This window comes from Mesorhizobium sp. P171375 (assembly GCF_057786075.1).
In genome coordinates, this window is the sequence record NZ_JBYNWF010000001.1 from 1,418,140 (window position 1) to 1,431,700 (window position 13,561).

Sequence of the window (13,561 nt, forward strand, 5' to 3'; positions counted from 1 at the left end):
TCCCTACCTGCGCGGCTTTGGGGTGCCGGAACCCCACAGAGCGCGGTTCAGCAGGCTGCGTTTGCGTTTGCGCGGGATGAGGTCGACATCGCTGACGAGCTTGGCGCCGCCCTCACGCCTTTCCAGGGTGATCTTGCGGCTGTGGAAGGCTTCGAGCTCCGCGCGGTGCGCCACGCTGATGATGGTGACATCAGGCAGTTCGCGGATCACCGTCTTCATCATCGTGTCCTGGCTCTTCTCGTCGAGCGCCGAAGTCGCTTCATCCAGCACCACGATATCGGGGCGATGCAGCAGCAGGCGCGCGAAGGCGAGCCGTTGCTTTTCGCCACCCGACAGCGTCTGGTCCCATGGCGCGTCTTCCCTGATCCTGTCGGTCAGATAGCCAAGCCCCACCTTGTCGAGGGCAGCCTTGATCTGCTTGATCGTCCACTTGTCCGCCGCCGCGGGATAGGCGACCGCGCGGCGAAGCGTGCCGGTGGGGATGTAGGGGCGTTGCGGCAGCATGAACAGGCGCCTGTCGGCGTGGAAATTGACGCTGCCGCCGCCCCATGGCCACAGGCCCGCGACTGCCCGCACTAGCGTCGACTTGCCTGAACCAAATTCGCCAGCCACCAGCACCCGCTCGCCCGGCTCGATCACGACCTCGGTTTCCTTGACCACGGAGGTGCCGTCGTCGAGTGTCACGGAAAGATTGTCGAGGCTGAGGATGGCGCCGTCTTCGGTTTCGCCCCGGTTGATGCGTCCGAGCGCATCGCTCTGCTCGGCGCGCTCGAGCCCGTCGAGCGACATCATCAGCGAGGCAATGCGCCGCGCGGAGGCGTTCCAGTCGGCGAGACGCGGATAGTTGTCGACCAGCCAGCCGAACGCGCCTTGCACGATGCCAAAGGCAGACGCCGCCTGCATCACCTCGCCAAGCGTCATCGAGCCTTCGAGGAATTTTGGCGCGCACAGCAGGATCGGCACGACCGGCGCAAACAGGCTCGATCCCTGCGACACCGCCGCCGTGCGCATGTGCTGTCCGGTCAGCAGCGCCCATTGCCTCAGCACATGGCCGAAATTCCTGTCGATGCCGCCGCGCTCCTCCTCCTCGCCGCCCAGCAAGGCGATGCTCTCGCCGTTTTCGCGCACGCGCGTCAGCGTGTAGCGCAGTTCGGCCTCCGCCTGGTTCTTCCGCTCGGAGAGCTGGACGAAATTGCGGCCGATGACCACCATCGAGGTCGAGGTGATGGCGGCATAGATGATCGCGGTGATGACCAGGAAGCCGGGAATGGTGATGCTCTCGCCGCCGATCGGCAGGGTGAGCGCGCCGCCGATGGTCCACAGCACGACAATGAAGGTCGAGGCCGACAGGAACGCGTTGAGGACGCCGGCGACGAAATCGACCGGCGACTCGGTGGCGATGCGCAGATCCTCGGTCATGCGGGCCTCGGGGTTCTGGTGGTCGCCGCCCACGAGGTTCAGCTGGTAGTAGCGGCCGTTTGCCAGCCAGCGCGCGACGACCCCGGTGGTCAGCCAGGAACGCCAGCGGCGCTGGATCGTCATGCGCAGGTAGACCTGCGCGACGACAAGGCTGCCGCTGCAGATCACCAGCGGCACGAATACGGCGCTGAGGAAATAGACTGTGCGGGCGTTGCGCTGCTCGAGGGCATCGAACATCGAGCGGTTCCAGACATTGATGCCATACTGGAAACCGATGTTGATGCAGATCACCAGCAGCACTCCGATCGTGAATGGCCAGGCGAGCCGGTCGCCGCGCCGGCTCCAGTAGCCGCGCGCGCTGATCCAGAAACGCCGCAGCAGGTATTTCTTGCGCGCCTGCTCGGCCTCTTCGGGCGTCAGCTGCGGATCGGGTTCGATAGCTTCCGGCGGCGGCCCCGCCTGGCCATCGACCTCCGGCGCTGCGTCGGCGGGCGTTGGCTTCTTTTCGCGCGGCTTCTCCTCGCCCGTTCGTCGGTCGCGCGACTTTTGTCGTGACGGCTTTTCCCGGCGCGACTTTGGGGCATCGCTCGGTCTGATGCCGTCGGTCGGTTTCGATTTGGGTTTCGCCTCGGACATACGCCCCGACAACGGCCTCAAAATCAAAAGGTTTCATAGCTTGAGACGACAACAGCCGCAGCCCTGTCATTTCAGGCTGAGCAGCTCCACAACATGGTCGGCAATTGCCAGGCTTGCCGTCAGGCCAGGGCTCTCGATGGCGAACAGATTGACGATCGGCCCAGCGCCGTGCTCGGCCGGGCCCTGGATGATGAAATCTGCCACCGGCTGGCCTGGACCGGACAGTTTTGGCCTGACGCCGGCATAGGCGGGCTGCAAAGCGCCATCGGCAAGGCCGGGCCAGTAGCGCCGGATCTCCTCGTAGAAGGCGGCGCTTCGGCCGGGATCGACGGTATAGTCGACGCGATCGATCCATTCGACATCAGGGCCAAAGCGCGCGCTGCCGCCGAGGTCGAGGGTCAGGTGAACGCCAAGACCGCCATGGACTGGCACCGGATAGATCAGCCGCGAAAAGGGCGAGCGGCCGGACAGCGCGAAATAGTTGCCGCGCGCCAGCCATAGCGGCGGAACGAGGTCTTGCGGGAAGCCTTCGATGCGTCTGGCCAATGCCTGGGCGTCGAGGCCGGCGGCGTTGATGAAGGCGCCGGCCTTGAGACGGAACCCCTCACCATCGGCGTCACGCGTATCGACCCGGATCCCGTCGGCTTCGATGGCCGCGCCGGTAACAGTCGTGAGCAGTGCGAAGGATACGCCAGCGGCTTCCGCGTCACCACGCAGCGACAGCATCAGCGCCTGGCTGTCGACGATGCCGGTCGACGGCGACAGCAACGCGCCGGCGCAGGTCAGCGCGGGCTCGAGCTTTTCGGCCTCTGCGCGCGTCAACAGCGTGAGGTCGCCTACTCCGCATTGCGCCGCGTTGATCTGGATCGCCCGCAGCGCGCCGGTGGGCGACGCCGTGCTCGCGGCAGTAGGCATAGAGGCGCTCGCGACCCGCGACGCAGAGCCGGGCTTTGAAGCTGCCCGGCGCATAATGGAGCCCGGCATGGATGACTTCCGAGTTGCGCGAACTGGTGCCCGTGCCGATGGCTGCGGCCTTCTCGACCACCAGCACCTCGCGGTCCGCCAGCGCCAGCGCACGGGCAATGGCGAGGCCGACCACACCCGCCCCGGCAACAACGCAATCGACATCATGCATGGATGGACTTTAGCGCCGACTGTCCGCGCCTGCAAAAACCCTGTTGCCGCCGATCCACACGCCCTTGATGTCGAGATCGTCCGAAAGGGCGACGATATCGGCTGCCGTGCCATTGGCGAAGCGGCCGAGCCGGTGCGCCTGGCCGACGGCTTGCGCCGGATAGAGCGAAGCCATCCGTAACGCCTCCGACAGGTCCAGCCCGACAATTCTGTGCACATAGCGGACTGCCGAGATCATATCGAGATCGGCCCCGGCCAGCGTGCCGTCGGCCAGCCGCAGGCTACCATCCTTGCGATAGATGGTACGGCCGTTGAGGGTGAACGAGGTCATGTCGGTGCCGATCGTCGCCATGGCGTCGGTGACCAGCACGATCCTGCCCGGTCCCTGCTTGGCGCGCAGCGCAATCAGCATGGTGGCCGGGTCGACATGGATGCCGTCGGCGATGATGCCGGCCGAGAGGCCCCCTATGTCGATGGCCGCACCGGCCAGTCCCGGCTCGCGGTTGCCGATCTGGCTCATTGCGTTGAACAGATGGGTGACCACACTGGCGCCGGCGTCGGCAAAGGCTCTGGCCGTTGCGTAGCCGGTGTCGGAGTGACCGAGGCTGACGACGAGGCCGGCTTTGGCAAGTGCGGCGACCCGGGCGGGCTCGACGGATTCCGGCGCGATCGTCGTCAGCAGCACCGGCAGATTTTTGCGCGCCGCGATCAGGGCAGCCTGGTCGGCATCCGTCATCGGCCGGATCAGCGCCGGGTCGTGCGCACCCTTGCGGGCGACGGAGAGATGCGGGCCTTCGAGGTGCAGGCCGAGAAACCCCGGCAGCTTCTGCCGTGCCGCCTCGGTGCCGGCGGCAATGGCTGCGGCGGTGATCTCAGGCGTGTCGGTGATCAGCGTCGCCAGCAGCGCCGTGGTGCCGAATGGCGCATGCGCCCGGCATATGGTTGCGAGCGAGGCGACATCGGGATGGTCGTTGAGCATGACGCCGCCGCCGCCATTGACCTGCAGGTCGACGAAGCCGGGTGCCAGCATGCCGCCGCCGGTGTCGATCCGGGCAACGCCTGACGGAACAGCGCCGACGGGAAGAATGCCTTCGACCGCATCGCCCTGCACGACAAGGGCGGCATTGTCGTGCCAGTCGTCGCCGTCGAAAATGCGGGCGCCAGTCAGGGCAAAACGGTCGCTCATACGGTTTCCGTCACCTTGCGCAGATTGCGCGGTACATCCGGATCGAGGCCGCGATGGCGGGCGAAGGCCTCGACGAAGCCGTAGAAGGACACGATCAGCGTCAGCGGGTCGGTCAAGGCATGGCCGGTGGCGACATGCGGCAGCCATGCGGCGCTCTTGGCTTTGTCCGAGGTTACAAAAACGGCGGCACCCTTGCCGGCAAGGCTGTCGGCGGCCTCGGCCACCGACGGCTCCGAGGCGTCGCGGGCAGCCAGCGCCAGCACCGGGAAGCCCGGCCCGACCAATGCCAGCGGGCCGTGCATGACTTCGGCCGCACTATAGGCCTCGGCGTGCATGCCGCAGGTCTCCTTGAACTTCAGCGCCGCCTCGTTGGCCATCGCCGCGGATGGGCCGCGGCCGAGAATGAACAGCGATTGCGGCGTCTCCAGCGCGCCGGCCAGCGCCATCCAGTCGCAGGCGATCGCCTTGCTGAAGTGTTCGGGCAGGCGGGCGAGGGCGGCCAGCAGCTTGTCGTCGCCGGTGCAATGCGCCATCAGCGCCAGCCCGGCCACCGCCGAATTGACGAAGGTTTTCGTCGCCGCAACGCTGCGCTCGGGCCCGGCCAGGATGTCGATGGCAAAATCCGAGGCCCGTGCCAGCGGCGAATCGGCGGTGTTGGTGATGGCGACGGTGAGCGATCCGCCGGCCCTGGCCGTCTCGGCCATGGCGACGATATCAGGGCTCTTGCCCGACTGCGAGATCGCCAGGCAGGCCGAACCGGCAAGCTTGAGCTTGGCGCCATAGATCGAGGCGATCGACGGGCCGACCGATGCCACGGCCAGACCAGCGGTCAGCTCGACGGCATATTTCACGAAGGTGGCGGCATGGTCGGACGAGCCGCGCGCGACGGTAACGATGAAGCTCGGATCGCGCTCGCGAATGCCGCGTCCGGCCTCGGTCAGCACCGCCGCCGAGCCGTCGAGCAGGCGCGCGACGGCTTGCGGGATTTCGTCGATCTCGCGCCGCATATGGGTGGTGTTGGGGATCATGGTCGGCCCTCTTCGCTCGGCCCTGTCAGCCGCAGTTCGGCGACGAAATCATAAGCGTCGCCCCGGTAGATGGAACGGGTGAATTCGATCACCTTGCCGCTCGCCAGATAGGAAATGCGTTCGATGTGCAGTCCGGCAATGCCCGGCGGCACTTCGAGCAGGCGCGCGTCACCGTCGCCGAGATTGGCGGCCGAAATGCGCTGCACCGCCCGCACCGGGCGGTTGCCGGTCAACTCCAGCGCCGCATAGAGAGAAGAGCCTATCCCGGCGGGGTCCGGCAGCACGCTGGCCGACAGCGAGGCGCGCTCGATGGCCAGCGGCGTGTCGTTGGCGATGCGCAGGCGCGACACACGCGCCACCAACTCGTTCGACGACAGGCCGAGCACCATCATCTCATCGGGCGAGGGCGCATACAGTCCGCGGTCGAGCCAGGCCGAACGCACCGCCATGCCGCGCCGGGCCATGTCCTCGGTGAAGGAGGTGAGCCTCGACAGCGACTGCTCGACGCGCTCCATGCGCGGCGCCACGAAGGTGCCAGAGCCGTGGCGCTGCACGAGGATGCCGCCCTTGACCAGATCCTGGACCGCCTTGCGCACGGTGACGCGCGAAATATCGGCCTTTGTCGCGATGTCGCGCTCCGACGGCAGCGCGTCGCCCGGCCCGATCAGACCGCGATTGACGGCGTCCTCAATGCTTTTCCTCAACTGCAGATAGAGCGGCGCGCCGCTTTGCGACGATTGCTTCAGCGTGGCGAAGATCTGGTCGGCGGCCTCGCTCATCGCGCTGTCTCCGCTTTGGCGAAGATGCGAGCCGCCATCTGCACGGCGCCGCCCAGCGCATCGTCGAGCGGCGCCTTCAGCAGCGCCTGGTAGCGTTGGGAAAGGCGCGGCGCATAAAGCGGCGCCAGCCCGCCGAGCAGGCAGAGCGGGGCATCGTGCGAAAGGTCGAGGGCGCCGAGCGACGCTTCGACATCGCCGACCGCCTTGTCGACGATCCAGTTGGCGACGGCGTCGCCCTTCCCGGCGTGCTCGAACACCTTGGGCGCGAAGCCGCCGAAATCGCCTGGTTTGGCGTTGGTGGTGAATTCGACCACGTCTTCGGGATTGTTGCGGAAGGTCGCCATCATGCTGTCGGTCAAAGGCGAGCCCGGGCGAACGCCGTCATGGGCGAGCAGCGTCTGTTCGAGCAAATCGCGGCCGATACGGGCGCCGCTGCCCTGATCGCCGACCTGGAAGCCCCAGCCGCCTATGGCACGCGATGTGCCGCCCTTGCGCGCCATATAGGCGGTGCCGGTGCCGAGGATGGCCATGGCGCCATCGCCCGAGCCGACCGCCCCTTCGAGCGCGATCTCGGCGTCAGTCTCGACGCGGCTGATGCTGAATGGCAGGATTGCTTCGAGTTGCTGCCGGTAGGTGCCGACATTGGCGCCGGCAAGGCCAAGAATGGCTGGTGTCTGCGGGATCAGGTCCGGGTCTTGCCCGGCGGCGATGAAGGCCTGCCGTGCCGCCTCGACGATATGGGTCCTGGCGCCGGTGAGATCGGTGCGGATGTTGGCCGCGCCGCTTTTGGCACGGCCAATGACAGCGCCATCGCCTGTCGCAAGGGCTGCCCTGCAGCTGGTGCCGCCGCCATCGATACCGAGCACGAAATTCACGCGATTTCTCCTCGGGGCGGATAATACCAATAAAATACCAATAGCCAAGGATTAATTTCCGTTTCAAAAAGATTAAGGCGTATTTTATTGAAAAAACTAGACATTTCGTCGGCTCAGCGATTTCTGGCGCCCAAATCTGTTAATGCGTGTGGACAAGTGGTATTTTTTTGGTATTGTTCCTTCATCGGAGGGACAGGGATGGCCGAACCGCGCACCGAAGCGCTTCACAGGAATGCCGAGGGACTGGACATCCAGGCCCCGGACGCCATCCTTTCTTCTTTGGCTGATGCACAGATCGAGGCCGCCAAGGCAGTCCGCGACGCCATTCCTGCCATCGCTGCCGCGGCCGAGATCATCGCCGGCCGGCTGAACGGCGGCGGCAAGCTTGCCTATGCGGCGGCCGGCAGCTCCGGCCTGATGGCGCTGGCCGACGCGCTGGAATTGCCCGGCACTTTCGGCATCAAGCGCGAGCGCATCGTCATCCTGATCGCCGGCGGCGACGAGGCCTTCAAGACGCTGGCCGGCGGGCCGGAAGACGACACCGACGAAGCCTCGGCGGCAATTGCCGGCGCCGGCATCGGCAAGGGCGACTGCCTGATCGCGATCTCGGCCAGCGGCTCGACACCCTATGCGGTCCAGGCTTTGAAGGACGCGCGTGGCCGGGGCGCGGCGACCATCGCCATTGCCAATAACAAGGACACGCCAGTGCTCAAGCTGGCCGATGTCGCCATCCTGCTAGAAACACCGCCGGAGGTGATTGCCGGCTCGACGCGCATGGGTGCCGGCACCGCGCAGAAGATCGCGCTCAACATGCTGTCGACGCTGACCGCCATTCATCTCGGCCACGTCCATGATGGCTACATGGTCAATCTCACCGCCGACAACATCAAGCTGCGCGACCGCGCGGCCCGCATCGTCGCCGCCATCACCGGCCACGACAAGGACGCTGCGGCGCGCCTGCTCGAAGCGAGCGGCGGCGTTGTCAAGACAGCCATTCTGCTCGCCGCCGGCGCTGCCAACGCCGATGTGGCCGAGAAGATACTGGAAGGGACCGGCCAGAAGCTCAGGCCAGCTCTTTCCGCGATCGAGGGGAACAAGGGCGCGAAGGCCCCTGTTCTCAAAACCGAACCTGAAAAAGGTCAACAGGGAGACTAAGCATGACAACGAAACTACTGACGGCACTGCTTCTCGGCACCAGCATTCTCGGCACCGCCGGGTTGGCTCACGCCGCTGACGTTACCCTCAACATCGAAAGCTGGCGCGGCGACGACCTCACCATCTGGAAGGACAAGCTGATCCCGGCCTTCGAAGCCAAGAACCCCGGCATCAAGGTGGTGTTCGCACCCTCGGCTCCGACCGAGTATGACGCAGCGCTCGGCGCCAAGCTCGCCGCCGGCTCGGCTGGCGACCTGATCACCTGCCGCCCGTTCGACAAGTCGCTCGAACTGTTCAAGAAGGGCAATCTCGCCGATCTCTCGGCGCTGCCCGGCATGGAAAACTTCTCGCCCGTCGCCAAGGCCGCCTGGCAGACCGACGACGGCAAGGCGAGCTTCTGCGTGCCGATGGCCTCGGTCATCCACGGCTTCATCTACAACAAGGACGCCTTCGACAAGCTCGGCATCAAGGTGCCGACGACGCGTGACGAGTTCTTCGCCGCGCTCGACAAGATCAAGGCCGACGGCACCTACATCCCGATGGCGATGGGCACCAAGGATCTCTGGGAAGCCGCGACCATGGGCTATCAGAATATCGGCCCGAACTACTGGAAGGGTGAGGAAGGCCGCGCTGCGCTGATCAAGGGCGAGCAAAAGCTGACCGACGCCGACTGGGTCGCGCCCTATGCCGAGCTGGCCAAGTGGAAGCCCTATCTCGGCGACGGCTTCGAAGCCCAGACCTACCCGGACAGCCAGAACCTGTTCACGCTCGGCCGCGCCGCCATCTACCCGGCCGGCTCGTGGGAGATCGGCCTGTTCAACACCCAGGCGCAGTTCAAGATGGGCGCCTTCCCGCCGCCGGTCGAGAAGGCCGGCGACACCTGCTACATCTCCGACCATACCGATATCGGCATGGGTCTGAATGCGGCGTCGAAGAATGCCGATGCGGCCAAGACCTTCCTGTCCTGGGTCGCTTCGCCGGACTTCGCCACCATCTACGCCAACGCACTGCCGGGCTTCTTCAGCCTGAACTCCAGCCCGGTGAAGATGGAAGACCCGCTGGCGCAGGAATTCGTCTCCTGGCGCGACAAGTGCAAGTCGACGATCCGCTCGACCTACCAGATCCTGTCGCGCGGCACGCCGAACCTGGAAAACGAGACCTGGGTCGAATCGGCCAACGTCATCAACGGCACCGATACGCCGGAAGCTGCGGCCAAGAAGCTGCAGGACGGCCTCGACAGCTGGTACAAGCCGGGCAAGTAAGAGCTCAGACAGACCGGCCGGGCGCGTGCCCGGCCGGCCTTCACTTTACAGATCGCGATTGTCGGCACTGCCTCTCGGCCTTACCCTCTTGTCTTGTGGGGAAAGGCTAGCTGACCAGTCGCAGGCCTTCGTCCTGCCCATGCCGGGGCAAGGACATCGGGGCCGTGCATCGAGGCATCATCTGGCATTGACACCCTTTGGAACCGAGAGACGGCGGGGACCGCACTCATGGCCGCAGAAACACGACCGAAACGACCGTTCCGCTGGCATATCGGCGTCTTCCTGGCGCCGGCGCTGCTGGTCTATACGGCGATCATGATCCTGCCGCTGGCCGGGACGCTGCAGCTGTCGCTGTTCCGCAACATCGATCAGCACCAGGTCTTCGTCGGCTTTGACAATTTCCGCACCTTGTTCGGCGACCCCAACTGGTCGCTCAATTTCTGGAATGCGCTGCGCAACAATGTCTGGTTCTTCATCATCCACATGCTGGTGCAGAACCCGATCGGCGTCATGCTGGCGGCATTGCTGTCCAGCCCGCGGCTGAGGTTCGCCGCCTTCTACCGCACGGCGATCTTCGTGCCGACCATCCTTTCCTTCGTCATTGTCGGCTTCGCCTGGAAGCTGATCCTGTCGCCGCTATGGGGCGTGGCGCCGCATCTGATGGACCTGGTCGGCCTGAAAAGCCTGTTCACGCCATGGCTCGGCAAGGAGCAATACGCGCTGACCGCGCTCAGCCTGATCTCGGTGTGGCAGTTCATCGGCATTCCGATGATGCTGATTTATGCAGCGTTGCTGTCGATCCCCGAAGAGGTGATCGAAGCCGCCGAATGCGATGGCATTACCGGCATGTCGCAGTTCTGGAAGATCAAGCTGCCGCTGATCCTGCCGTCGATCGGCATCATCTCGATCCTGACCTTCGTCGGCAATTTCAACGCCTTCGACCTGATCTACACCGCGCAAGGGGCGCTCGCCGGGCCGAACTATTCGACCGATATTCTGGGCACCTTCCTCTACCGCGCCTTCTTCGGCTTCCAGCTGCAGGTCGGCGATCCCAACATGGGCGCTGCGATCGCCACGATGATGTTCCTGATCATCCTCGGCGGCGTCTGCGTCTACCTGTTCCTCGTGCAGACGCGCCTGCGTCGCTACCAGTTCTGAGGAGCGAGAGATGAGCCTAGCCACCCGTTCCCTGCCCCGCACCATCGGCGCCCACGCGATCCTATTGACCTACACGGTAATCGCGCTGTTCCCGGTGATCCTGGTCATCATGAATTCGTTCAAATCGCGCGCCGGCATCTTCAGCGAACCGCTGACGCCGCCGACGCCGAAAACCTTCGACCTGATCGGCTACAACACGGTGATCGGCCAGGGCGACTTCATCCACTATTTCCAGAACAGTCTCGTCGTCACCGTCGCCTCGCTGTTCTTCGTGCTTCTGTTCGGCGCAATGGCGGCGTTTGCGCTGTCGGAATACCGCTTTCGCGGCAACACGCTTATGGGGCTTTATCTCGCGCTCGGCATCATGATCCCGATCCGGCTCGGCACCGTCGCCATCCTGCAACTGATGGTGGCGAGCGGGCTGGTCAACACGCTGACGGCGCTGATCCTGGTCTATACCGCGCAAGGCCTGCCGCTTGCTGTGTTCATTCTGTCGGAATTCATGAAGCAGGTGTCCGACGATCTGAAGAATGCCGGCCGCATCGACGGGCTGTCGGAATACACGATCTTCTTCCGGCTGGTGCTGCCGCTGGTCAGGCCTTCGATGGCGACGGTCGCCGTCTTCACCATGATCCCGATCTGGAACGATCTGTGGTTCCCGCTGATCCTGGCCCCGTCGGAAGAGACCAAGACGGTGACGCTCGGCGCGCAACTGTTCCTTGGCCAGTTCGTCACCAACTGGAACGCCATTCTGGCGGCCCTGTCGCTGGCGATCATGCCGGTGCTGATCCTCTACGTCATCTTCTCGCGGCAGCTGATCCGCGGCATCACTTCCGGAGCCGTCAAGTGAGTCTAGAAAAGCCTCTTCGTGTCGTCGTCGCCGGGCTCGGCAATATGGGCCGCAGCCATGCGCTGGCCTATCACACCAATCCGGGGTTTGAGATCGCGGCGCTGATCAACCGTTCCGACGTGCCGCTTCCGGATGGACTGTCGGGCTATGGTATAAGGCGCTCTTTCGACGACGCCTTGCGCGACGAAAAGCCCGATGTCGCCTGTATTGCCACCTATTCCGACAGCCATGCCGACTATGCGGTGAAGGCGTTCGAGGCGGGCTGCCATGTCTTTGTCGAAAAGCCACTGGCAACGACGGTGGCCGACGCCAAGCGCGTCGTCGCCGCGGCCAAGGCCAACGGCAGAAAGCTGGTGATCGGCTATATCCTGCGTCATCACCCGTCGTGGGTCCGGCTGATCGCCGAGGCGCGCAAGCTAGGCGGCCCTTACGTCTTCCGAATGAACCTCAACCAGCAATCGTCGGGCCCGACCTGGCAGACGCACAAGCACCTGATGCAGACTACGTCGCCGATCGTCGACTGCGGCGTGCACTATCTCGACGTCATGCTGCAGATCACCGACGCCAAACCGGTCGAGGTGCGCGGCATGGGGCTGCGGCTGACCGAAGAGATCGCGCCGACCATGTACAATTACGGCCATCTGCAGGTGCTGTTCGATGACGGTTCGGTCGGCTGGTACGAGGCCGCCTGGGGACCGATGATTTCGGAAACCGCCTTCTTCGTGAAGGACGTGATTTCGCCCAATGGCTGTGTGTCGATCGTTATGAAGGAAGGTGTGAAGTCCGACGACATCGACACCCACACCAAGACCTCGACCATCCGCCTGCACAGCGCGGCGACCGGCGCGGACGGCAAATTCGCCAGGCCGGACGAGATGCTGTCGATGGAAGGCGAACCCGGCCATCAAGACCTTTGCGACCTCGAACAGGCCTTTGTGCTGAAGGCGATCCGGGAAGACATCGACCTGACCCGCCACATGGACGACGCGGTGAAATCGCTCGCCGTCTGCCTTGCCGCCGACGAGAGCGTGCGCAGCGGCGCCCCAATTAAACTCTAGAATAGGGACGAAGCCGTGGGTTCGCTGGTAATCGAAAATGTGAAGAAGGCTTTCGGGCCGGTCGAGGTGCTGAAGGGCATCAACCTCGAAGTGACCGACGGCGAATTCGTCGTCTTCGTCGGCCCGTCGGGCTGCGGCAAGTCAACACTACTCAGGGTCATTGCCGGGTTGGAGGATTCGACCTCGGGCCGGGTGGTGATCGATGGCGCGGATGTTTCGGCTACGCCGCCCGCCAAACGCGGCATCGCCATGGTGTTCCAGACCTATGCGCTCTACCCGCATCTGACGGTGAAGAACAATATGGGCCTTGGCCTCAAGCAGGCCGGCACGCCGGCGGCGGAGATCGAGCGGCGCATCGGCATCGCCTCGTCGATGCTGTCGCTGGAGCCCTATCTCGAAAGGCGACCTGCCGAACTTTCGGGCGGCCAGCGCCAGCGCGTCGCCATCGGCCGTGCGGTGGTGCGCGAGCCAAAACTGTTTCTGTTCGACGAGCCGCTGTCGAACCTCGATGCAGCACTTCGCGTCAACACGCGGCTGGAGATCGCGCAACTGCACCGCCGGCTGAAGGCGACGATGATCTACGTCACCCACGACCAGGTCGAGGCGATGACGCTGGCCGACAAGATCGTCGTGCTCAATGCCGGCAGGATCGAGCAGATCGGCGGCCCGATGGAGCTCTACAATTCGCCGGCAAATGAATTTGTCGCCGGCTTCATCGGCTCACCGAAGATGAACTTCATCGACGGCGCGCGGCTGGGCGAGACGGCCAAGACCATTGGCGTGCGGCCGGAACATCTGACGGTCGATGCGAAGTCCGGCGCCTGGAAAGGCACGGTCGTGCACGCCGAACATCTCGGCGCCGACACCAACCTCTATCTCGACTGCGAAAAGGCCGGGCTGATCACGGTGCGCATTTTCGGCGTCTACGACGCGGAGCCCGGCGCGACGCTTTATGCGACGCCCGAGCCGGGGAAGACGTACCGGTTCGGGGCGGACGGCAAGACGATCAAGTAATCCGCTG

General features: G+C 64.6%; 11 protein-coding genes and 1 pseudogene. 6 read left to right on the forward strand and 6 right to left on the reverse strand.

From position 1 onward, the window contains the following. Positions 1 to 3: 3 nt before the first annotated feature. The 6 genes and pseudogenes from ACYHH6_RS07000 to ACYHH6_RS07025 all read right to left on the reverse strand — a co-directional run bounded on the left by ACYHH6_RS07000 (position 4) and on the right by ACYHH6_RS07025 (position 7,057). Positions 4 to 2,055, reverse strand: a complete 2,052-nt coding sequence (locus tag ACYHH6_RS07000; protein ID WP_488500412.1) for an ABC transporter ATP-binding protein/permease — start codon at positions 2,053 to 2,055, stop codon at positions 4 to 6. Between the two features lie 66 nt (positions 2,056 to 2,121). Beyond that, positions 2,122 to 3,190: pseudogene (locus tag ACYHH6_RS07005) on the reverse strand (NAD(P)/FAD-dependent oxidoreductase). Between the two features lie 9 nt (positions 3,191 to 3,199). After that, positions 3,200 to 4,375, reverse strand: a complete 1,176-nt coding sequence (gene nagA, locus ACYHH6_RS07010) for an N-acetylglucosamine-6-phosphate deacetylase (protein WP_352582341.1) — start codon at positions 4,373 to 4,375, stop codon at positions 3,200 to 3,202. After that, positions 4,372 to 5,403, reverse strand: a complete 1,032-nt coding sequence (locus ACYHH6_RS07015) for an SIS domain-containing protein (RefSeq protein ID WP_352582339.1) — start codon at positions 5,401 to 5,403, stop codon at positions 4,372 to 4,374. Before ACYHH6_RS07015 ends, nagA begins: the two co-directional genes overlap by 4 nt. Then, positions 5,400 to 6,182: a GntR family transcriptional regulator gene (locus ACYHH6_RS07020; protein WP_112561221.1), complete on the reverse strand. Its 783-nt coding sequence runs from the start codon at positions 6,180 to 6,182 to the stop codon at positions 5,400 to 5,402. Before ACYHH6_RS07020 ends, ACYHH6_RS07015 begins: the two co-directional genes overlap by 4 nt. Then, positions 6,179 to 7,057, reverse strand: a complete 879-nt coding sequence (locus ACYHH6_RS07025; RefSeq protein WP_352582337.1) for a glucosamine kinase nucleotide-binding domain-containing protein — start codon at positions 7,055 to 7,057, stop codon at positions 6,179 to 6,181. The genes ACYHH6_RS07020 and ACYHH6_RS07025 overlap by 4 nt, the downstream gene beginning before the upstream one ends. A gap of 198 nt (positions 7,058 to 7,255) precedes the next feature. On the opposite strand from ACYHH6_RS07025, the gene ACYHH6_RS07030 reads away from it, so the two are divergent. The 6 genes from ACYHH6_RS07030 (at position 7,256) to ACYHH6_RS07055 (ending at position 13,554) form a co-directional block, all read left to right on the forward strand. Next, the gene (locus ACYHH6_RS07030; protein ID WP_352582335.1) at positions 7,256 to 8,212 is read left to right on the forward strand and encodes an N-acetylmuramic acid 6-phosphate etherase; all 957 of its coding nucleotides are present in this window, start codon (positions 7,256 to 7,258) and stop codon (positions 8,210 to 8,212) included. A gap of 2 nt (positions 8,213 to 8,214) precedes the next feature. After that, entirely contained in the window at positions 8,215 to 9,474 is a 1,260-nt protein-coding gene (locus ACYHH6_RS07035) for an ABC transporter substrate-binding protein (protein WP_352582333.1), read from the forward strand. A 228-nt stretch (positions 9,475 to 9,702) separates the two neighbouring features. Beyond that, the gene (locus ACYHH6_RS07040; protein WP_352582331.1) at positions 9,703 to 10,632 is read left to right on the forward strand and encodes a carbohydrate ABC transporter permease; all 930 of its coding nucleotides are present in this window, start codon (positions 9,703 to 9,705) and stop codon (positions 10,630 to 10,632) included. 10 nt (positions 10,633 to 10,642) lie between these two features. After that, positions 10,643 to 11,482, forward strand: coding sequence for a carbohydrate ABC transporter permease (locus ACYHH6_RS07045; protein ID WP_112561216.1), 840 nt, complete (start codon positions 10,643 to 10,645; stop codon positions 11,480 to 11,482). Then, positions 11,479 to 12,540 carry a Gfo/Idh/MocA family protein gene (locus tag ACYHH6_RS07050; RefSeq protein WP_352582329.1) on the forward strand — a complete coding sequence of 354 codons (1,062 nt, stop codon included), beginning with the start codon at positions 11,479 to 11,481 and terminating at the stop codon, positions 12,538 to 12,540. Before ACYHH6_RS07045 ends, ACYHH6_RS07050 begins: the two co-directional genes overlap by 4 nt. A gap of 15 nt (positions 12,541 to 12,555) precedes the next feature. After that, positions 12,556 to 13,554, forward strand: coding sequence for an ABC transporter ATP-binding protein (locus ACYHH6_RS07055; RefSeq protein WP_352582327.1), 999 nt, complete (start codon positions 12,556 to 12,558; stop codon positions 13,552 to 13,554). The last annotated feature ends 7 nt before the right edge of the window (positions 13,555 to 13,561 follow it).

What these genes read in the sequence shown, in the direction of transcription:
- ACYHH6_RS07000 (WP_488500412.1), bottom strand. Translation starts at nt 2,055, where the DNA reads ATGTCCGAGGCGAAACCCAAATCGAAACCGACCGACGGCATCAGACCG.
- nagA (WP_352582341.1), bottom strand. Translation starts at nt 4,375, where the DNA reads ATGAGCGACCGTTTTGCCCTGACTGGCGCCCGCATTTTCGACGGCGAC.
- ACYHH6_RS07015 (WP_352582339.1), bottom strand. Translation starts at nt 5,403, where the DNA reads ATGATCCCCAACACCACCCATATGCGGCGCGAGATCGACGAAATCCCG.
- ACYHH6_RS07020 (WP_112561221.1), bottom strand. Translation starts at nt 6,182, where the DNA reads ATGAGCGAGGCCGCCGACCAGATCTTCGCCACGCTGAAGCAATCGTCG.
- ACYHH6_RS07030 (WP_352582335.1), top strand. Translation starts at nt 7,256, where the DNA reads ATGGCCGAACCGCGCACCGAAGCGCTTCACAGGAATGCCGAGGGACTG.
- ACYHH6_RS07035 (WP_352582333.1), top strand. Translation starts at nt 8,215, where the DNA reads ATGACAACGAAACTACTGACGGCACTGCTTCTCGGCACCAGCATTCTC.
- ACYHH6_RS07040 (WP_352582331.1), top strand. Translation starts at nt 9,703, where the DNA reads ATGGCCGCAGAAACACGACCGAAACGACCGTTCCGCTGGCATATCGGC.
- ACYHH6_RS07045 (WP_112561216.1), top strand. Translation starts at nt 10,643, where the DNA reads ATGAGCCTAGCCACCCGTTCCCTGCCCCGCACCATCGGCGCCCACGCG.